Genomic DNA, 19222 nt, shown 5'->3' on the forward strand with positions numbered 1-19222 from the left:
AGGAGAGGAAAAAGTAAATGGAGCTGGATCAGAGCATTATGCAGAAAGCCGAAGTGTTAATTGAGGCACTTCCTTATATACAGAGGTTTAACCGTAAAACTATCGTGGTAAAATACGGCGGCAGCGCAATGGTAGATGAAGAACTGAAAAAACAGGTAATCCAGGATGTGGTACTTTTAAAACTGGTAGGGTTCAAGCCCATTATCGTCCACGGCGGCGGAAAAGAGATCAGCAGGTGGGTGGAGAAAACCGGTATGGAGCCTCATTTTGTCAATGGTTTAAGGGTTACGGATGAGCCAACCATGGAGATTGCAGAGATGGTATTAAACCGGGTGAACAAAAGTCTGGTTCAGCTCGTGAATGAGCTGGGGGTTAAGGCTGTGGGAATCAGCGGAAAAGACGGCATGATGTTAAAATGCCGGAAACGTTATTCAGACGGAGAAGACATCGGTTTTGTAGGCGATATCACAGAGGTTGATACCCAGATCATCAACGATCTTCTGGAAAAGGATTTTCTTCCGATTATCTGTCCGGTAGGCTTTGATGAGGACTTTAAGACCTACAATATTAATGCGGATGATGCCGCATGTGCCATTGCTACAGCCATGGAGGCAGAAAAACTGGCTTTTTTGACGGATGTGGAGGGCGTTTACCGGGACTTTCAGGATAAGGATTCTTTAATCTCTGAAATGTCCATTGAAGAGGCCCAGAAGTTCGTAAGCGGAGGAACTCTTGGAGGCGGAATGCTTCCCAAACTTCAAAACTGCATCGATGCCATGAACCACGGGGTGTCCAGGGTACATATTATGGACGGAAGGATTCCCCATTGTCTTCTGCTTGAAATTTTCACCAATAAAGGAATCGGAACTGCAATCGTGAGCCCGGGAGAGGAGCGTTTTTATCATGCTGAATAAACAGGAATATATCGATAAGGCGGAATCAGAGATTTATAAGACCTATAACCGTTTTCCGGTTGTCTTTGACCATGGAGACGGAGTACGGCTTTATGATACGGACGGAAATGAATACCTGGATTTTTTTGCCGGAATCGCAGTAAATGGCCTTGGCTATAATGATGCGGAATTTAATGAGGCAGTAAAGGCCCAGGCAGATAAGCTGCTTCACATTTCAAATCTCTATTATAATGTCCCGTCTGTAGAGGCGGCAGAACTGCTTTTGAAGGCATCCCAGATGGATAAAGTGTTTTTCACCAACAGCGGAACGGAAGCCATTGAGGGAGCTTTAAAAATTGCAAGAAGATATGCATATAATAAAGACGGCGGTCATGACCATGAAATCATCGCCATGAACCACTCGTTCCACGGAAGAAGCCTGGGCGCACTTTCCGTAACCGGGAATGACCATTATCAGGAGCCGTTTAAACCCTTAATTCCCGGAATTAAGTTTGCTGATTTTAATGATTTGGATAGTGTCAAGGCTCTTATAAATGAAAAAACCTGTGCCATTATTATGGAAACCGTTCAGGGAGAAGGGGGGATTTACCCTGCAACCAAGGAGTTTTTATCCGGAGTAAGAGAGCTTTGTGATAAAAATGACATTCTGTTAATCCTTGATGAAATCCAGTGCGGAATGGGGCGAACAGGCTCCATGTTTGCCTGGCAGCAGTATGGCGTGAAACCCGATGTGATGACGGTTGCAAAAGCGCTGGGAAACGGAGTTCCCATCGGGGCATTCCTTGCAGCCGGGAAAGCGGCTACGGCTATGGTACCTGGTGACCATGGCACTACTTATGGAGGAAATCCGTTTGTTACTGCTGCAGCATACAAGGTTTTAGAACTGTTTGAGAAGCGGGAAATTGTAAATCATGTAAAGGAAATTGGGGATTACCTGACGAAGAAGCTGGAAAAGTTGAAAGATAAGTATGAGATTATTACGGCAAGAAGGGGGCTGGGTCTTATTCAGGGACTGGAATTTTCAGTTCCGGTTTCGCCTGTTATCAGCCAGGCTTTGACTGAGCAGAAGCTGGTTATAATCAGTGCAGGCACCAATGTGATTCGGTTTGTTCCCCCTTTGGTAATTGAAAAAGAGCATGTGGACGAGATGGTGGAAAAACTGTCTGCGGTGCTGGATCAGCAAAAATAATAATGCGGAGTGTCCGGTTGTATAAATCGGATGCTCTTTTTTTATTGGAAATAAAGAAATCATTTTTGGAACAGCAGTTTTCTATCTTTTCCGCTATAATGGAGCTACCACGTGGAAAAAAAGAAAGGAGGCAGACGAAAATGGAAGCCGATGACAGAATTTCCATGACTGCCGTTTTAATCGATGAGCACATAAAAGAGGAACTGACCATCCTGCAGCTGTCTGCCTGGGCGGGGTATTCTCCCGGGTATTTTACCAGGTGTTTTAAGCGGAAATTCGGGATTTCTCCTATGGAATATGTAAAGCAGAGAAAGCTTTTAACAGCTGCAAAGGAGATTGCAAAAGGAAGGCGGATTCTTGATGCAGCTCTGGACTACGGATGGGAAACTCACAGCGGATTTACCAAATCCTTCACCTCTGTGTTTGGATATTCTCCTGTTTTGCTTCGGGCTTTCTATGTTCGTGATGCCTCTGTGAAAGGAGACAGACAATTGATGGAAGCATATATAAAAACAACGCGGTTATATGAAAAACTGGAGAAACTATGGCAGATTCTGTGCCTTACATTAAAAGAAAATAAAACTGAGTATGATGATGAGAAAGTAAGAATGATTTACGAACTGGCAAAGACATTACATGAGGGAGAGAAAAGAAAATCAGGGGAAGAATATATCACCCACCCGTTAAATGTGGCTATTATCCTGGCTGACATGGGGAACGATGAAACTACCGTTTGTGCCGGTCTTCTCCATGATGTGTGGCGGGAAGAATATAAGAAAAAAATCTTGCAGGAGGCCGGTCCTGCAATAGGTGAGATTCTTTTATCTTACGAAGAATTTGAGCGCACCCATGAAAGTCTTGATGACCGGGGCGTTATGGTAGCACTTTCAGACCGTCTTCATAACATGAGAACAATTGAGTATGTGGATCCGGCAACATGGAAAAGGAGGGCAGAAGATACGTTGCGGCTGTTTTCCCCCATTGCATCAAAATGTGCCGATTTCAGACTTCGCTCGGAACTTGAGGAACGTTCCATAAAGTTTCTTTCAGTTGACAGAATGGATGAGGGCTGATAAAATCTTTAAATTAAAAAGAGTGTATATTAATTCAACTAAAATGTATAGAACATGCTTTTTGACGAGAGGAGAAACAAGATGAAAATTGGTGCGATTACAGTGGGCCAGAGTCCGAGAACAGATGTTACAGCTGATATTATGGGTATTTTTGACGGGAATGCAGAACTCTGCGAAAAAGGAGGATTAGACGGGCTGACAAAGGAAGAAATCGGCAGATTTAAACCGGAGGAAGGCGATTACGTGCTGGTATCCAGATTAAATGATGGTTCTTCCGTAACGTTTGCAGAGCGCTTTATTCTTCCACGGATTCAGACAGCGATTTATGAACTGGAGGCAGAGGGAGCGGAACTTATCATGATGTTTTGTACAGGTAAATTTCCCGATACACTGAAATCTTCCGTCCCCCTGATCTATCCCTGTGATCTTCTGGACAGAATGGTTCCTCTTTTTTCACCCAATTCATCCATCATTGTAGTAACACCATCCCCTCAGCAGTTAAAACAAAGTCTGGACAAATGGTCACAGATTGTAACGGATGTGATAGTTATTTCTGCCTCCCCATACGGGGACTGGGAGGAGATTTTAGAAGCGGCAGGGAAGGTGAAAGGATTAAAAGGAGATGTTATCGTACTGGACTGCATTGGATACAGCCAGGAAATGAAAAAGATATTTGCGGGAGAAACGAAGAAACCGGTGATTCTGCCCAGAACACTGCTTGCACGCATGATTTCGGAATTAACAGACCGGTAAGTCATATAATCTCCTGATTCCTGTGCATACTGCTTAATTTGTCCCGAAATGACTGTGCACAAAGCTATTTACAAACAGGAATCCTCCTGATAGTATATTCATAATAATTTTATAAATATAAGTCAGGGGGATTCTTATCATGAGTGATATCTTATTCAGAGCAAAGGAACTGGAGTCATATGGCATTGCCATAAGACGACAGATTCATAAGAATCCTGAGCTTGGTTTTGAACTTCCAAAAACAATAGCGCTTGTTGAAAAAGAGCTGATTTCAATGGGGTATGAGCCGGTTCGCTGCGGAAAAGCCGGGATCACCGTAACCGCAGGAAAACCTGGCAGGACTTTTTTACTCCGGGCAGATATGGATGCCCTTCCGATGAAAGAAGAGACCGGTCTGGAGTTTGCGTCTGAGAACGATTGTATGCACGCCTGCGGGCATGATATCCATACCAGTGCCCTGCTTGTGGCAGCCAGGATCTTAAAAGAAAGAGAAGAAGAATTACAGGGAACTGTAAAACTGATGTTTCAGCCCTGTGAAGAAGGCGTGGCAGGTGCTCTTGACATGGTAAGGGCAGGGGTACTTGAAAATCCCCGCGCAGATGCAGCCATGGCTCTTCATGTAGTACATGGAAAAGCTGGAACTGTGGGGTATTCCTGGACTAATGCGTGTGCTTCCAGTGATGTATTTGCCATAACGGTGAAAGGAAAGGGCGGTCACGGAGCCGCACCTCACAACTGCGTGGATCCAATCAACACAGCAGTACATATACATATGGCGCTGCAGGCGGTAAACAGCAGAGAGGTTCACCCCGACGAGATGCTGGTGCTCAGCATCTGTGAGATACATGGGGGAACTGCTTCCAATATATTTCCTGAGACAGTCGTGATGAAGGGAACGATCCGGACCATGAATCCGGAAGTAAGAAGTTTTGCAAAGGAGCGCCTGGTTCAGATTGCGAAGCAGACTGCAGCCGTATTCCGGGCTGAAGCGGCGGTTGAGTTTCTCCACGAGGGTGTTCCACCCATGAGAAATGATACCATTCTTTTACAGGATACCAGGGAATATATTGACCGAATATTGGGAGATGGCACCTGTTACGAGCTTCCCCGGATGACTGGCTCAGAGGATTTTTCTGTCATATCCCAGCTGGTTCCCTCGGTGCTCTATTGGGTAGGAACCGGATCAGAAGAGGAAGGGTATCCCTACGGTGTCCATGATCCGAGAGTTACATTTGATGAAGAAAGTTTACATAAGATGGCAGCCATCTATGCGGGAACTGCCATGGAGTGGCTGAGAGAACATTCGTAAGACAAGAATTCATTTTATACTGGCATAATAAACGATAGTTAAAGGCGACTATGTCTTCTTTGGCTGTCGTTTTATTAAAATATAAAGAAAAGAGGAAGAATTATGAAAAAGAGAATCTTAGCAGCAATCGCCGCCTTGGCAGCTACTGCTGTCTTAAGTGCATGCGGCTCTGATAAACCAGCCTCGACAGCAGCAGCGACTGAGCAGGCCAGCACAGCACAGGAGACGGCAAAAGAGGAGAAGACACCTGGGGAACCGGTATCCGGAGGCGTTTTAACCATCTCCCTTTCATCCTCCCCTAAGAATCTGGATCCCGTTAAGTATACGGGAACTTACGAATCCCAGATCATCGGAACTGTCTGTGATACCCTGGTGGAGTACAACACAGAACTGACCGAAATCCAGCCTGGTCTGGCAAAATCGTGGAAGGTCAGTGACGATGGACTGGCTTATACCTTTACACTTCGGGATGATGTTTATTTCCAGCCTGGCAAATTTCAGGAAGGAAGAAAGATGACAGCAGAGGATGTGAAGTATTCTCTGGAACGTTCCCGTCAGCTTTCTGCCATGAACCGTCTGGACATGCTTGATCATTGTGAGGCAGTCAGTGAAACAGAACTGGTATGTTATCTGGCAGAACCCAATGCTGTATTCTTAACAGCACTGACTGATGCAGGAAATGTAATTGTTCCAAAAGAAGAAGTGGAAGGCTGGGGAGATGATTTCGGCACTCACCTTGTAGGAACCGGCCCCTTTGCCCTGGAGTCCTTTGAACTGGACCAGCAGGCTGTATTAAAACGAAACGACAAATACTGGGCTGCAAAACCTTATCTGGATGGGGTTACATTTAAGCCGGTGAGTGACGGAAATCAGGCAGTTAACGCGCTGAGGACCGGAGAAATCAACCTGGCTACCAGCTTAAGCGGAGAAGCAGTCAAGATTGCAAGAGAAGACCAGTCAGTGGAACTGATGGAGACACCGGGACTTCATGTTGCATACATTTATTTCAACCAGAAGAGCGGTCCTACTGCTGATATCAAAGTCAGAGAAGCAATTATCAAAGCGGTCAATGTGGATGAGCTGACTGCCGGAGTATATCAGTATAATGAGGCAAAACCAGCTAGCCTTCCGCTGCCTCCTGGTTCCTGGGGATATGATTCCAGTCTTGAGTCAGAAAAGCCGGCCTATGATCCGGAAGGAGCAAAGAAGCTTTTGGCAGAGGCAGGATATCCAGATGGTTTTGATTTAAATATCTACATCTCCAACACAGAAGCAAGAATAAAAATGGCAACACTGTTCCAGGCTTATTTAAAGCAGAATTTAAACATTAACGTGAACATAAACACAAGTGAATGGGGAACCTTCAGTGAAATCGCAGCATCCGGCAAAGCTGATGTCTTTGCAATGTCCTGGACCTGGTATCCGGATCCTTACTTCTTCTTAAACAAGCTGTTCCACTCCAGTTCCATCGGTTCTCTTGGAAATGGCCAGGGATTTGAAAATAAAGAAGTAGATCAGTATTTGGATGATGCCCTTCTTACAACAGATCAGGCTAAACGTGCAGAACTGTACAAAAAAGCCCTTGCTGTTATTGTAAAACAGTATCCGGGAATCTTTTATGCCAATGAAAATGTAAACTGGGGCGTAAGCTCCAATGTTCAGGGTCTCACTCAGAGAGCAGACGGAAAGGTTAAAATCTGTACACCTGATATCAATGTATGGTTATCAAAGTAAGAAACAGGAATGAGGGATATTGCATAAGCAATATCCCCTGTTTCAAAAACACGAGAGGAGATCTATGTTAAAAACAATATTAATCAGATGTCTGCAGATCATTCCATCTCTCTTTGTGGTCGTCACACTGACTTTTATCCTTACCAGAATGATTCCCGGTGACCCGGCAAGAGCGGTTTTAGGACCTCAGGCTTCCGTGGAGGATGTACAGAAAATGCGTGAGACCATGGGTCTTAATCAGCCTCTTGTCAGCCAGTATAAAGACTATATGATCCAGATTGCAAAGGGAGACTTCGGGGTCTCCTATTCTTACAATCAGCCGGTTCTCGGGCTGATTGCAAAAAGAATTCCCAATACTCTGCTTCTGGCATTGCCGTCAGTATTCATTGCTCTGATTGCAGGTCTGTTAATTGGTGTGACTTCGGCAGTCCGGCAGGGAACTTTATTTGATTATCTGTTCATGGTACTGGCACTGGTGGGGGTTTCCATGCCGATTTTCTGGCTGGGTCTGATGCTGGTGCTGGTTTTCAGCGTTCATTTAGGCTGGCTGCCTGTACTTGGGATGGGAAGCATTTCTGCAGGAATCGGAGATGTGATCCGCCATATGGTACTGCCCTGTTTTTGTCTGGCAACCATCCCGACTGCGACATTTTCCCGTATTACCCGTTCAAGCATTCTGGAATCCATTCATGGCGATTCCATTCGCGCTCTCAGAGCGAGGGGAATCAGGGAATCGGTTGTGATCTGGAAATATGCATTAAAAAGTGCGCTACCGCCCGTAATTACAGTTTTGGGCCTGCAGCTGGCAGGCTGTTTTGCAGGTGCTATTCTCACAGAAACCATTTTTGCCTGGCCAGGCATGGGAACCCTGATTGTAGGGGCAATTGACAACAGAGACTATGTCCTGATACAGGGAGCTGTCCTGGTGATTGCACTGGCATTTGTATTAATTAACATGCTTGTGGATGTGGTATATATGATAATCAATCCCAATGTCAGCTATGAAGGAGGTTTTTAAATGGCAAAGGTGATTTTGCTGGACCAGCAGTCTCAGGAAGAGGTTCTAAGAAGAGAGAGAAAAGCAAATAATGCATGGAATAAACTGAAACGGAATAAGACAGCAGTACTGGGACTTGCGGCTGTTTGCTTTATGATTGCCATTGCAGTGTTTGCCCCATTTATAACTGACGGAAAGCCAAATGAAATTCACCCGATTGATGCCTACCTTACTTTTTTCGAAAAGGGCCATATATTCGGGACCGATGAGTTTGGAAGAGATTTATTTACAAGAGTCTGCTACGGAGCCAGAGTTTCTCTCTTAGTTGCTGCGGGAGCTACCATAGTGGGAGGCATTGCCGGTGTCCTTTTGGGACTTCTGGCCGGATATATGGGTGGAATTGTGGATGCAGTTGTGATGCGGATTATGGATGGAGTTCTGGCATTTCCCTTTATCCTGCTTTCCATTGTGCTTATGACTGTACTGGGGTCCGGAATGATCAATGTTATTCTTGCCATTGGCATAGCAGAGATTCCAAGATTTGCCAGAGTGGTAAGAGGACAGGTGCTGGTGGTGAAGCGGGAAGAGTACTGCAATGCAGGAAGAGTAATCGGAATATCCCATTTCCGTATGCTGTTCCACCATATCCTTCCCAATACCGTTTCGGAAGTGATCGTCTATGCGACTTTAAATATAGCCAGTGCCATTATTTCTGAATCTGCGTTAAGTTTTCTGGGACTTGGAATCGATCTGCCTACGGCTTCCTGGGGAAGTATTCTAAGAGCAGGGAGAAATTCACTGAATACGGCGCCTCATATTGCGGCCGTATCAGGGGCATTTATCCTGATAACGGTAATTGGTTTTAATCTTCTTGGCGACGGGATCCGGGATGTGCTGGATCCTAAGATGAAAAAGTAGGGAAACGTATGGATATGAACAAGTTAAAAGCAATTGCCAAACAGGCGATTGAGGAAAAATCGGATCAGCTATGGGAACTGGCTCTCTTTTTGTGGGACAATCCGGAATATAATTTCAATGAATATGTCTCAAGCAAAGCGGTGAGCGGACTGCTTGAAACCTTTGGTTTTGAAGTGGAACGGGGAATCTGCGGTCTTGATACGGCATTTTGCGGGCGTTATGACAGCGGGAAGCCGGGGCCTCATATCGGGTTCCTTGCTGAGTATGATGCTGTCCCCGGCATGGGGCATTCCTGCGGGCACAATCTTATGGCAGCCATGTCTGTGGGAGCAGGTGCAGGGGTAAAGTCAGTCATTGACCAGTCAGGCGGAACCATATCGGTTTACGGAACTCCCGCGGAAGAAGGCGGAGGCGGAAAAGTGATCATGCTTGAGCGAGGGGCATTTAAGGAGCTGGACGCAGCCATGATTATACACTCCGCAAATGAAACCGTAGTCAATGATATCTCCTATTCGGTAACCGATATGATTGTCACCTATCATGGAAAAAAGGCGCATGGAGCAACCTGGCCGGAGGAAGGCGTCAGCGCACTGGAACCTTTGCTTTTGCTGTTTCAGTATATAAACGGCCAGAGGCTGTCATGGAATGGCAGGGGCACGATTCTCGGAGTAATAACAGACGGCGGCAGGGAACCAGTCACCATACCGGAAGTCACTCAGGCAAAGTTTACGGTCAGGTCCTTTGATCAGAGATTCAAAGAAAAAATTTTAAAGGAATTTCTGGAAGCCGGAGAATCCATTGCCCGGATGACAAGGACAACCTTTCAGTATGAGCAGGCGGGATATACATATGAAGATATCCGTAACAATCCCGGATTGGAAGCACTGCTTGAAAAGAACTTTACGGAACTTGGAGAAGTGGTAATGCCAAGAAGAAAAGAACTGGGAATCGGCTGCACAGATGTGGGAAACATCACTCACGTAATACCTGCACTTCAGTCATACGTAAAGGTGGTGCCGGAGTTAAGGGGGCATACCAGAGAGTTTGAAGAGGCATGCCGGAGTGAGGCTGGAAAAAGGGCTGTATTAACAGGGGCGAAGGCACTGGCTCTTACAGCACTGGATCTTCTGTCATCTCCTGAGGAGATGGAGAAGGTGAAGAGAAGCTTTGAAGAAAGGAGGGGCTGCTGTGAGTGAAGCATTATTAACTGTAAAAGATTTAAAAACCTATTTTTATACGTCAGGCGGTGTGAGCAAGGCGGTAGACGGAGTGAGTTTTCAGATTAACCGCGGAGAGATCATGGGGATTGTGGGCGAATCAGGGTCTGGAAAAAGTGTCACTTCTTCATCCATTATCCGTCTTTTACCTGCCGGGACCGGAAAAATTGTAAGCGGCAGCATTGATTTTGACGGTACAGACGTCCTGGCCCTTAATAAAAAAGAGCTTCTGTCTTTCCGGGGAAGGGATGTTTCCATGATTTTTCAGAATCCCATGACTTCCTTATCGCCTGTATTTAAAGTCGGACATCAGATGACAGAATTGATCCGTACCCAGCAGAAGGTAAGCAGACAGTCGGCCTTTCGTATGGCAGAAGAGGCCTTGATGAAGGTTGGTATAACGGATGCCAGACGGCGCATGGATTCCTATCCTTATGAACTGTCAGGCGGTATGTGCCAGCGTGTGATCATTGCCATGTCCATCTTAAGCAGTCCTAAGATGATTATTGCAGATGAACCGACCACTGCCCTTGACGTAACCATTCAGGCCCAGGTGCTGGAACTGTTAAAAGAGATGCGTAAGACTTATCAGACAGCCATACTTTTAATTACCCACAATCTGGGAGTTGTCTGGAAAATGTGTGACAGCGTCATGGTGATGTATGCTGGAAAAACAGTGGAATACACCACGTGCAGCAACCTGTATCATAATCCTCTGCACCCTTACACATGGGGGCTTCTGGATTCCATGCCAAGGCTTGGCAGTGAATCAGAAGAAGAATTGTCCACCATTCAGGGAACACCTCCTGATTTAAGACTCACAGGAACCTGCTGTAATTTCTCCAATCGGTGCCCCTATGCAAGTGAGATCTGCAAAAGTGTGGTACCGGAATTAAAAGAACTGGAACCGGGACATTTTGTCGCCTGCCACAGGCAGTGTGAGGAAGGCGGTCTTGTACGGGGAGGTGTGGATAAGAGATGAATGAAAATTCAATCATTTTGCAGATAAAAAATCTGTCTAAGGATTTTGAGGTAAAAGGCAAAGGCCTGGGAGGGAAAAAATCGGTTCTTCATGCATTAAAAGACATCAGTCTGGATATCAGAGAAGGAGAGGTCCTGGGAATTATCGGTGAATCCGGCTGCGGGAAGTCCACTCTGGGAAGATGTCTTGTTGGACTTCATAAACCCACCGGGGGAGATATTCTGTTTGAAGGAAAGAGCATTTTAAAATTATCTTCCAGGGAACGGTTTAAGTTGTGTAAAAACATTCAGATGGTTTTCCAGGACCCATATTCATCCCTGGATCCCAGACATACAGCGGCCGACTCTGTCTCAGAGCCTATGATTGTCCATAAAACGGTAAAGGGACGGGAAGAACTGGAGAAAAGAGTTTTAGAACTGTTTCATCAGGTAGGTCTGGATGTTCAGCACATGAACCGGTATCCCCATGAGTTTTCAGGGGGACAGAGGCAGCGCTTAAATGTGGCAAGGGCCATCTCCATTCAGCCTAAGGTGGTTGTCTGTGACGAGCCTGTATCGGCGCTTGACGTTTCCATTCAGGCACAGGTAATCAATTTACTGAAAGGCCTGCAGAAGAAATATCATCTTACCTATGTCTTTATTTCCCATGATTTAAGTGTGGTAAAATATGTCAGTGACCGGATTGCAATCATGTATCTGGGACAGATTGTAGAACTGTGCAATGGAGGAGATATTTATAAAAATCCGCTTCATCCCTATACAAAGGCCCTTTTATCCGCCATTCCCCCGGAAAGTCCGGATGAGAATAAGGAGAGGATCACACTGGAGGGAGAGATATCAAGCCCCATTGGAGACCGGGAAGGCTGTCCTCTTGCCGGACGGTGCCCTCAGTGTATGGAACGCTGTAAAAAAGAAGTTCCGGCGCTTTTGCAGTACGGAGAAGAAGGACATCAGGTAGCCTGCTTTTTGTATGAAAACAGGAAAGCACAGGGAGGAAATTGAGATGACAAAAAAAGAGCTGGTACAGTATGTAGATGATCATCGTGAGGAACTGATTACGCTGGTATCACAGCTGATTCAGATAAAAAGTGAAAATCCAACCGGCACACAGAGAGATGTGGTTGATTTTGTGGAAACATACTTAAAAGATGCCGGTATTGAATATAAGGAAACTGGCTGCAATCCGGATTATCCCTGTGTAGTGGCGGGCTACGGAAAAGACATGGGTTTTTCCCTGATTATAAATGGACATGTGGATGTAGTACCTGCCGGGGATTTAAACCAGTGGGATTTTGATCCTTTTTCCGGTGAGATAACAGACACCCAGATACTGGGGAGAGGGACCTCGGATATGAAGGCAGGAGTGGCAGGAGTTTTATTTGCTCTTTCCCTTTTTGCCAGGAAGCAGGTTCCCTTAAATGGCAATATCCGTCTTCATATTGTTTCTGATGAAGAAAGCGGCGGTCAGTTCGGAACCCAGTGGCTTTGTGCCAACGGTTATGGAGAGCATGCTGATGCGTGCCTGGTGGCTGAGCCGACTTCCATGAATACCATAGAAATCGGGCAGAAGGGCGGCCTGCTTTTGAAAATAAAATCGTATGGAAAATCCGCACATGGAAGTCTTGGGGATTTTAAAGGAGAAAATGCCATTTTAAAACTTTCGAAAGTTCTTTCCAACGTTTGCCTGCTTTCTCAAATAGAAGGGCATTTTACAGAACGTCAGGAAAAGCCGCTGATGGATTCCAAGCTGCTTGCAGAAAGAGAGAATCATATTCCGGGACTTGGAAAAGTCATTGACCATGTCAGCACCAATGTAGGGCTGATCCAGGGAGGAACCAGGCATAATATGGTTCCCGACTATTGCGAAGCGACGGTCGATGTCAGGCTTCCCATCGGCGTGTGTAAAGAAGAAATTGATGAAACCTTAAAACAGATTCTTGAAATCAGCGGAGTGGAGGGTGTGGAGTACGAGCTCCAATATAAGAGTGATGCCAATTTCACAGACCATGAGGCTCCCATTGTGCTGGCATTTAAAGAAAATGCAGAGCTGCTTCTTGAAAAAGAAGTGATTCCTGCATACCAGTGGGCTTCCAGTGATGCCAGGGATTACCGTAAACTTGGTATCCCCACCATTCAGTTTGGTCCCTCTAATACAGTGGGGATTCATTCTTATAACGAAACAGTGCAGATCGAGGATGTGGTCACAGCAGCTAAAATCTATGTGGCAGCTATTTGTGATTTAATGGAGATTAAGTAAAGAACATGGAGGATTTATCATGCTGATGAAACAATTGATCGAGGTATATGATCTGCTTGACAGCAGCTATGCCAGCGGAAAACAGGTGGAACAATATTTAAAAGGCATCCGCAGCGACGCTGATGTTGAAGTTTATACCCTGGAGGGACCAAAAGGAAAAACCGACATGGTAAAAGTGAGAATTCCGGGAACAAAAGGGAAAAGCAAAGGCATGAACGCTCCAACCATCGGATTGCTTGGAAGGCTTGGCGGTCTGGGAGCCAGGCCTGAGAGGATCGGTTTTGTATCAGATGGAGACGGAGCTTTGGTTGCAATCTCTCTTGCAGCAAAAATTCTGGACATGCAAAACAAAGGAGATTATCTGGAGGGAGATGTATTTATCTCCACTCATGTCTGTCCCGATGCACCCACCAGAGAGCACCAGCCGGTGCCCTTTATGGATTCCCCTGTCAATATGGCGCAGGTAAACCGGGAAGAGGTGACAGATGAACTGGATGCCATATTATCCGTGGATACCACAAAAGGGAACCGGATCATCAACACCAGAGGCTTCGCCATTTCACCAACGGTAAAGGAAGGGTATATTCTGAAGGTTTCAGAGAGCATTCTGGACCTGATGCAGATGACCACCGGAAAGCAGCCTTTTGTATATGCCCTTTCCCAGCAGGACATCACTCCCTATGGAAACGGCCTTTATCATTTAAACAGCATTCTTCAGCCTGCAACTGCCACGAAAGCACCGGTAATCGGAGTTGCTGTCACTACGGAAGCTCCTGTGGCAGGCTGTGCAACCGGAGCCACACATATCACAGACTGTGAAGAAACCGCCAGATTTATGCTGGAGGTAGCCAAAGCCTACGGCCGTGGAGAGTGCAGCTTCTACGATGAAGCAGAATATGAGCGAATTCAGTATCTCTACGGCAATATGGAGCACTTCCAGACTCTGGGAACAGGAAATGAGTGCGACGATGATGCATAAATGCTACATATTCTGAATCAGTTCCCAGGCACAGATCCCAAGGTAGAGGCGCAGGATATCCTCGACTGCCGATATCTCGCAGTAAAGCAGCTTTTTAACCAGCGTAAGCCGTGAGGTCAGAGTATTTCTGTGTATAAATAATTTCTGGGCTGTATCAGTTAAATTCATGGAGCTTTCCAGATATGTTTTCAGCGTCAAAAGAAGCTCGCTTTTGTTTTCCTGGTCATAGGACACAAGCTCTTTTACCGTGTCCGTGTAAATTTTATTTATTTCATAAGTACTTAACTGCGTCAGAACATGGTAGGCGTACTGCGCAGAGTATGAGTTAACCAGAGAGGCTTCCGCAAACTGAGTCTGCAGATGTAAGGTCTGCAGGCTTTCTTCGTATGCTTTTGCAATGGATGAACAGGATACATGGCACCGGCTGATTCCAAGTCTGAAAAAGGAGTGATAGTCGCTCAGTGCTTCCATTAGCTGGGAAACCGCCTGATTAACAAGAAAAAGTGCCTTACCATCAGGAACCTGTTTTGAATACAGGAAAAATATAACAATACGGTTATCATGGTTACACAAAAAGTATTTATAATCAAGGCGGATCATTTCATGATTGATCCCATTGTACAGACTCCGAAACATTCTGCTTTCTTTATCCAGACATTCAAATGTAACGCAGATTCTTTTTAACTGATAAGGAAACGAGTAGGAATCGCAGATCAGCTGAATCTCTTCCGCGGATTTTTTTTTCTTATCTGTAAGCATATAGAAAAAAGAATCAAAATAATTTTTCTGTGAAAAAGTTCTGTTTTGAACCTGCATGGAAGACAGCTCCAGAGCGATTACCGAAAAGATCTGCTTTAAAATAACGGCGGTTGTCTCATCAATCTTTGTTTTTGTATGATCAATGCACAAATAATGCCTGTTATCAGGAAGCAGAAAGGTCTGAAAGCCGAGGAGCGTATTATTGAAATAAAACGTTCTGTTTCCGGGAGGATCTTTTTCTGTGTCCTGCTGCGCCGCTGTCTGGAGAGGCTGGGCATGAAGCTTATTAATTTTGTTGAATTCCTCCTGCTGTCTGGGGGGAATATAATAATATAGCGGAAAATCGGAAATAGTGGTGATCATAACAATGGAATTGGTATAACGGGATATTTCTTCCAGCATTCTCATAATTCCTTCTTTATTAAAATAGAGCTGGTGAAATTTTTCCGTTTCCCTGAGGATAAACTGCTGCAGGGAAATCTTCTGGTCAATCAGGTTCTGATTAATTACGCTGATGATATTGGAGTAGACATGATAAAAAGGTACGGAGACCAGCGGAACCCCATATTTTTCAGCCTCTTTGATCAGGGAGTCCGGAATTTTGTCAAAGAAGCGTTTTACTTTTATACAGAACGCAGTGCATTCAATGGCATGGAGATCGGCAATGACCTGCTTTTGCAGTTCGGCATCATTATAGAATATATATCCGGTTGTCAGAATAATCTCATGTTTCTTAATCCATCTTACACCATCGGGATTATCAAGAACACTGATTCCGGTAATCGGCTTTTGAAGATCTTCTTCCCTGCCGATAAATTCAAGGTTATCAATTGGAGTTTCATATAGAAACCATCCGAGAGTCAAGGGCGGATACGTCATTTAATTCTCCTTTCATAGAGTATCAAAAGGTTTCATTCCGTTTTTTATTAACGACAATGATAACATCGATTCTCCCTTATTACAAGGTTATATTGTAAAGAAATGTCGAAAAAGAGCCTTGTGTTTTTTGTGTAAGGCCGATATAATGGTAAAAAATAATGCCGGAAAGAGAGGAACATATAAATGATAAAGGATCTTACAGTTTCCGCGTTTCTGGAAGAGCTGTCCTCCAAAAAGCCCACACCGGGAGGCGGTGGTGCGGCAGCTCTTGGAGGTGCCCAGGGCGTGGCATTAGGTGAGATGGTAATAAATCTGACTCTGGGAAAAAAGAAGTATGCGGATGTGGAAGAAGAGATGCAGCGTCTTCTTATAAAGCTGGAGGAAATAAAAAAAGAATTTTTAAGACTGGCTGATGAGGATGCGAGAGTATTTGCGCCTCTGGCAGCGGCCTATGGTCTACCTTCCACAACGGAAGAGGAAAAAAAACATAAGGAAGAAGTTTTAGAAACTCATCTCCTTGCTGCCAGCCTTGTTCCCAAAGCTGTTATGGAACAGGCGCTGGAAGCAATCGCAGTCATGGATATTCTGGCACATAAGGGCAGCAGGCTGGCTGTCAGTGACGTGGGTGTGGGTGTTTCATTTCTTAAGTCAGCACTTTTAGGAGCAAAGATGAATGTTTCCATTAATACAAAATTCATGAAGCAGAGAGAAACCGCCAGACAGCTGGACCAGGAGGCAAAAGCGCTTGCGGAGACTGGAATCAGGCTTTCTGATGAGATCTATGCTGACGTGGAGGCTGCGTTAAAGTAAAGATAAAGGAGTTTAAGATATCGTGATAACATTAAAAGGAGCAGCTGTGTCTGCCAAAATCAGAGAAGAGGTAACGGAGCTTTTACATGAGTTTCCGGGAGCAGCACCGAAGTTAGCAATTGTAAGGGTGGGAGAACGGCCTGATGACATGGCATATGAGCGTGGTGCATTAAAGAAAATGGAAAACTTCGGACTTCAGGCAGAAAGCTTTTCCTTTCCTGCAGATATTTCAAATGATGCCTTTCAGGCGGAATTTAAAAAGATCAATGAAAATCCGGACATAGACGGAATTCTCCTCCTGCGTCCGCTGCCCAGTCAGATCAATGAACGTGATATCGAGCATATGATCAGCCCTGGTAAGGATTTAGATGGAATTTCACCTGAGAATATAGCCCGGGTTTTTGCGGGAGAGAATGAGGGGTTTGCGCCCTGTACGGCAGAAGCGGTTATTGAGGTGTTAAAGGCCAATGACATCTCCCTGTCCGGAAAGAGGGTGGCTGTTATTGGAAGAAGCATGGTAGTGGGCCGTCCTCTTTCCATGCTCTTACTAAAAGAGAACGCAACGGTTACTATCTGTCACACACGCACCAGGGAAATTCAGAAAACATGCCGGGATGCAGAAATTTTGATTGCTGCTGCAGGACAGGCAAAGATGATAAATTCCTCTTATGTTGGGGCGGATGCAGTTGTGATTGACGTGGGAATTAATGTGGATCAGGATGGAAATCTCTGCGGAGATGTGGATTTTGAATCATTGAACGGTGTTGCTTCCATGGCAACTCCGGTACCGGGAGGTGTGGGAGCCGTAACAACAGCAGTTCTCGCAAAGCACCTGGTAACGGCAGCCAGAAAGCACAGAGGCAGCAGAAAGTAAATCAGACAGAATAGTAAAAGCGTCAGAAACAGGGCGAATTAAGCCGGTTCCTGACGCTTTTTAATATTTAATCGTTTTATTTTTTTGGAATATCCGAATGATGAATTTCTTCCGAAAATTCCGTTAATAAGCGGCGGCGCTGTGCAGTTTCTTCCTGAATTCGTTTAGGATTGTCAGTCTTTCGTTTTGCTGAGGCACGAACCAGCGGATAACAGGCTGAGAAAAAGGCTACCAGAGCCATACCTGTAAAAAATCCAATCGTCTGTCCTTCAATAAACGGCATACTGAACACGGCAATGAGGAGACCTGCCAGGGTGAATAAGGAACTGTATGGGAAACCGCACAGCCTGCAGTTTCCTTCCGGTTTCCCGTTCTTTTTCCGGAAACGGATATGAGTTGCCATGAGTATAATATAAGTGAAAAGAAGAGCAAATCCTCCGGAACTGATCAGGAATAAATAAACTTCAGGAAAAATTAGTCCAAAATAAAGAAACAGCAGCATGGAGCAGCCGGAGAAAAGGATACCGCGGTAAGGAACGTCGGTTCTGTCCCTTAGAAAACCGGGTCCAAGGCCGTCCTCAACCAATGAACGGAGCATTCTGCCGATTCCAAACATGGCAGCTACCATAGTTGATAATATGGCACTGATTAATATGACTGTCATGGCTGTGCCGGCCCAGGTCATCTTATAACGGTTTAATGCCGTGACCATGGGGCTCACATCTTTGCTTAAGGATGAGGTGGGTACCAGAAGCAGAAGAACTGAAATGCAGAGAATATAAAGTGTCACCAGCCATCCTACGGTCATATGAATGGCCCGTGGGATATTTTTTTCCTTGTTTTGTGTTTCACTGGCTGCAAGTCCGATTATCTCAAAGCCTGCATAGGTGAAAAGGACAATCAGCATGCTGCCTGCCAGGCTTTTAATGCCGCCGGGGAGGAATGGTTCAGATCTTATAACCCGAAGTCCCATGGGCTGATAACCAGGAACCACGCCGAATATGACCAGAGCACCGAACAGAATAAATCCCAGGATCGCAACGATCTTCACTGCAGCAAGGATACTTTCCAGACTGCTGAGCTTACTGGCTCCCAGAAGATTGATAAGAGTCACTCCCAGAATTAAAATTGTTCCAAGAACCGGTATGGAAACAGTAGGAAACCAGGTACGAAACAGCATAGAGACGGCTGTTGCCTCACTTGACATGGCGATTACCATGCCGGTCCAATAAACCCAGCCCACAACAAACCCGGTACCACGATTTAGATATTCTGCGGCAAATGACCGGAAGGAGCTGGAAGCAGGATTTGAAACCGTCATTTCAGAGAGGGCAAACAGGATGAAATAGACCATGACTCCGCATATAAGATAGGAAAGTATAATCCCGGGACCAGCGGCCTGTATGGCAACGGATGACCCGAGGAAAAAGGAACCGCCGATCACGGTTCCCAACGCCATCATTGTTAAGTGGCCTGCAGTCAGGCCATTTGTTTTCTGTTTCATAGGACGCCTCGCTTTTTGCTTTTTGTCTTATTATTTCTGTTATTGTGAAACTTATTCGAAATACAAGAACATAAA

At 45.3% G+C, this 19222-nt stretch carries 17 protein-coding genes; 15 read left to right on the top strand and 2 right to left on the bottom strand.

Features of this window, described 5'->3' with window-relative positions; genetic code table 11:
* The first annotated feature begins 17 nt into the window (after window positions 1–17).
* The 13 genes from argB (at window position 18) to V7D18_RS06515 (ending at window position 14321) form a co-directional block, all read left to right on the top strand.
* Window positions 18–914: an acetylglutamate kinase gene (gene argB, locus V7D18_RS06455; RefSeq protein ID WP_426152582.1), complete on the top strand. Its 897-nt coding sequence runs from the start codon at window positions 18–20 to the stop codon at window positions 912–914.
* Entirely contained in the window at window positions 907–2103 is a 1197-nt protein-coding gene (locus V7D18_RS06460; protein WP_426152649.1) for an aspartate aminotransferase family protein, read from the top strand. Before argB ends, V7D18_RS06460 begins: the two co-directional genes overlap by 8 nt.
* Window positions 2104–2243: 140 nt before the next feature.
* On the top strand, window positions 2244–3176 hold the full coding sequence (locus V7D18_RS06465) for an HD domain-containing protein (protein ID WP_426152584.1): 933 nt from the start codon (window positions 2244–2246) through the stop codon (window positions 3174–3176).
* An 81-nt stretch (window positions 3177–3257) separates the two neighbouring features.
* A complete protein-coding gene (locus tag V7D18_RS06470; protein ID WP_426152586.1) occupies window positions 3258–3929 on the top strand; it encodes an AroM family protein in 672 nt (223 codons plus the stop codon).
* Between the two features lie 139 nt (window positions 3930–4068).
* Window positions 4069–5238 (top strand): M20 metallopeptidase family protein, encoded by a 1170-nt coding sequence (locus V7D18_RS06475; RefSeq protein WP_426152588.1) that lies wholly within the window; start codon window positions 4069–4071, stop codon window positions 5236–5238.
* A 102-nt stretch (window positions 5239–5340) separates the two neighbouring features.
* On the top strand, window positions 5341–6972 hold the full coding sequence (locus V7D18_RS06480; protein ID WP_426152590.1) for an ABC transporter substrate-binding protein: 1632 nt from the start codon (window positions 5341–5343) through the stop codon (window positions 6970–6972).
* Between the two features lie 64 nt (window positions 6973–7036).
* Window positions 7037–7990, top strand: coding sequence for an ABC transporter permease (locus V7D18_RS06485; RefSeq protein WP_426152592.1), 954 nt, complete (start codon window positions 7037–7039; stop codon window positions 7988–7990).
* Window positions 7991–8887: an ABC transporter permease gene (locus V7D18_RS06490; RefSeq protein ID WP_426152594.1), complete on the top strand. Its 897-nt coding sequence runs from the start codon at window positions 7991–7993 to the stop codon at window positions 8885–8887.
* A 14-nt stretch (window positions 8888–8901) separates the two neighbouring features.
* The gene (locus V7D18_RS06495) at window positions 8902–10083 is read left to right on the top strand and encodes a M20 family metallopeptidase (protein WP_426152596.1); all 1182 of its coding nucleotides are present in this window, start codon (window positions 8902–8904) and stop codon (window positions 10081–10083) included.
* Complete coding sequence (locus tag V7D18_RS06500; protein ID WP_426152598.1) at window positions 10076–11086, top strand: ABC transporter ATP-binding protein; 1011 nt, start codon at window positions 10076–10078, stop codon at window positions 11084–11086. Before V7D18_RS06495 ends, V7D18_RS06500 begins: the two co-directional genes overlap by 8 nt.
* Window positions 11083–12087 carry an ABC transporter ATP-binding protein gene (locus V7D18_RS06505; RefSeq protein ID WP_426152600.1) on the top strand — a complete coding sequence of 335 codons (1005 nt, stop codon included), beginning with the start codon at window positions 11083–11085 and terminating at the stop codon, window positions 12085–12087. Before V7D18_RS06500 ends, V7D18_RS06505 begins: the two co-directional genes overlap by 4 nt.
* Before the next feature lies 1 nt (window position 12088).
* Window positions 12089–13342, top strand: coding sequence for a M20 family metallopeptidase (locus tag V7D18_RS06510; protein ID WP_426152602.1), 1254 nt, complete (start codon window positions 12089–12091; stop codon window positions 13340–13342).
* Between the two features lie 19 nt (window positions 13343–13361).
* Window positions 13362–14321, top strand: coding sequence for a DUF1177 domain-containing protein (locus V7D18_RS06515; protein ID WP_426152604.1), 960 nt, complete (start codon window positions 13362–13364; stop codon window positions 14319–14321).
* A 3-nt stretch (window positions 14322–14324) separates the two neighbouring features.
* On the opposite strand, the gene V7D18_RS06520 is transcribed toward V7D18_RS06515, so the two are convergent.
* A complete protein-coding gene (locus V7D18_RS06520; RefSeq protein ID WP_426152605.1) occupies window positions 14325–15959 on the bottom strand; it encodes a PucR family transcriptional regulator in 1635 nt (544 codons plus the stop codon).
* Window positions 15960–16142: 183 nt separating this feature from the next.
* On the opposite strand from V7D18_RS06520, the gene V7D18_RS06525 reads away from it, so the two are divergent.
* Together V7D18_RS06525 and V7D18_RS06530 are read left to right on the top strand one after the other, a co-directional pair.
* Window positions 16143–16769, top strand: a complete 627-nt coding sequence (locus V7D18_RS06525; protein WP_426152607.1) for a cyclodeaminase/cyclohydrolase family protein — start codon at window positions 16143–16145, stop codon at window positions 16767–16769.
* A gap of 22 nt (window positions 16770–16791) precedes the next feature.
* Window positions 16792–17643: a bifunctional 5,10-methylenetetrahydrofolate dehydrogenase/5,10-methenyltetrahydrofolate cyclohydrolase gene (locus V7D18_RS06530; RefSeq protein ID WP_426152609.1), complete on the top strand. Its 852-nt coding sequence runs from the start codon at window positions 16792–16794 to the stop codon at window positions 17641–17643.
* Window positions 17644–17719: 76 nt separating this feature from the next.
* On the opposite strand, the gene V7D18_RS06535 is transcribed toward V7D18_RS06530, so the two are convergent.
* Window positions 17720–19147, bottom strand: a complete 1428-nt coding sequence (locus V7D18_RS06535; protein WP_426152611.1) for an amino acid permease — start codon at window positions 19145–19147, stop codon at window positions 17720–17722.
* Window positions 19148–19222 lie beyond the last annotated feature (75 nt).

Origin of the sequence: Lacrimispora sp. 38-1 (assembly GCF_049890855.1) — a bacterium.
Taxonomy (GTDB): Bacteria; Bacillota; Clostridia; order Lachnospirales; family Lachnospiraceae; genus Lacrimispora.

Excerpts from the sequence above, each read along its gene's own strand:
- V7D18_RS06475 (WP_426152588.1), top strand. The coding sequence starts at position 4,069 with ATGAGTGATATCTTATTCAGAGCAAAGGAACTGGAGTCATATGGCATT.
- V7D18_RS06525 (WP_426152607.1), top strand. The coding sequence starts at position 16,143 with ATGATAAAGGATCTTACAGTTTCCGCGTTTCTGGAAGAGCTGTCCTCC.
- V7D18_RS06465 (WP_426152584.1), top strand. The coding sequence starts at position 2,244 with ATGGAAGCCGATGACAGAATTTCCATGACTGCCGTTTTAATCGATGAG.
- V7D18_RS06470 (WP_426152586.1), top strand. The coding sequence starts at position 3,258 with ATGAAAATTGGTGCGATTACAGTGGGCCAGAGTCCGAGAACAGATGTT.
- V7D18_RS06480 (WP_426152590.1), top strand. The coding sequence starts at position 5,341 with ATGAAAAAGAGAATCTTAGCAGCAATCGCCGCCTTGGCAGCTACTGCT.
- V7D18_RS06515 (WP_426152604.1), top strand. The coding sequence starts at position 13,362 with ATGCTGATGAAACAATTGATCGAGGTATATGATCTGCTTGACAGCAGC.
- V7D18_RS06485 (WP_426152592.1), top strand. The coding sequence starts at position 7,037 with ATGTTAAAAACAATATTAATCAGATGTCTGCAGATCATTCCATCTCTC.
- V7D18_RS06510 (WP_426152602.1), top strand. The coding sequence starts at position 12,089 with ATGACAAAAAAAGAGCTGGTACAGTATGTAGATGATCATCGTGAGGAA.
- V7D18_RS06535 (WP_426152611.1), bottom strand. The coding sequence starts at position 19,147 with ATGAAACAGAAAACAAATGGCCTGACTGCAGGCCACTTAACAATGATG.
- V7D18_RS06505 (WP_426152600.1), top strand. The coding sequence starts at position 11,083 with ATGAATGAAAATTCAATCATTTTGCAGATAAAAAATCTGTCTAAGGAT.
- V7D18_RS06490 (WP_426152594.1), top strand. The coding sequence starts at position 7,991 with ATGGCAAAGGTGATTTTGCTGGACCAGCAGTCTCAGGAAGAGGTTCTA.
- argB (WP_426152582.1), top strand. The coding sequence starts at position 18 with ATGGAGCTGGATCAGAGCATTATGCAGAAAGCCGAAGTGTTAATTGAG.
- V7D18_RS06495 (WP_426152596.1), top strand. The coding sequence starts at position 8,902 with ATGAACAAGTTAAAAGCAATTGCCAAACAGGCGATTGAGGAAAAATCG.
- V7D18_RS06520 (WP_426152605.1), bottom strand. The coding sequence starts at position 15,959 with ATGACGTATCCGCCCTTGACTCTCGGATGGTTTCTATATGAAACTCCA.